The sequence below is a fragment of the Priestia sp. BR_2 genome (genome assembly GCF_041954005.1).
In the GTDB taxonomy this organism is placed as follows: domain Bacteria; phylum Bacillota; class Bacilli; order Paenibacillales; family Paenibacillaceae; genus Paenibacillus_AQ; species Paenibacillus_AQ lautus_A.
The window spans coordinates 1-571 of sequence record NZ_JAVFHM010000326.1; the positions used below are offsets into that span (position 1 = coordinate 1).

The 571-nt window shown below is 32.2% G+C and carries 1 protein-coding gene; it reads left to right on the top strand.

Features of this window, described 5'->3' with window-relative positions; translation table 11 throughout:
- A partial coding sequence (locus RB298_RS28095; RefSeq protein ID WP_486049654.1) for a MerR family transcriptional regulator occupies positions 1–571 on the top strand: 571 nt, incomplete at both ends.

Sequence of the window (571 nt, forward strand, 5' to 3'; positions counted from 1 at the left end):
CTACAGGGGAATTTGCTAGCTATGTGGGAGTGAAAAAAGATACATTATTTTATTATGATAAAATTAATCTTTTCAAACCTGCAGGTAAACTTTCAAATGGTTATCGCTATTATACCTATGATCAAATCAAATCATTCTCTACACTTCAGTCTCTTCGGAAATTGGGTGTGTCAATTGAAGAGTTAAAAGAATACCTTAGTTCCCAAAACACCCATAAATTTATTCAAATGGCAAATCAGCAAACCATTATAGTAGAAAAGGAAATTGAAAAACTGCTTCAAATTCAACGTTTCTTTAAGCAGATTATTTCAACGGAAGAGGAACTAAAAGGTGTCGAATTTGAAAAAGTTTATGTCCAAAAAACTGAGAAAAAGTACATTCTTCTAAGTAATGAAACTTCAAATGAGGGCATGAATACTGTAGAAGAATGGTCACAGCAATATACTCATTTTGGAAAACAGATAGGTTTGCAAGTTCCCGTTCCTATTGGATCTTTATTAACAAAAGATACCCTAATTCAAGAGAGGTTTGACAGGGTTGATTATTTATTTTCTTATAGTGAGTTGGATAC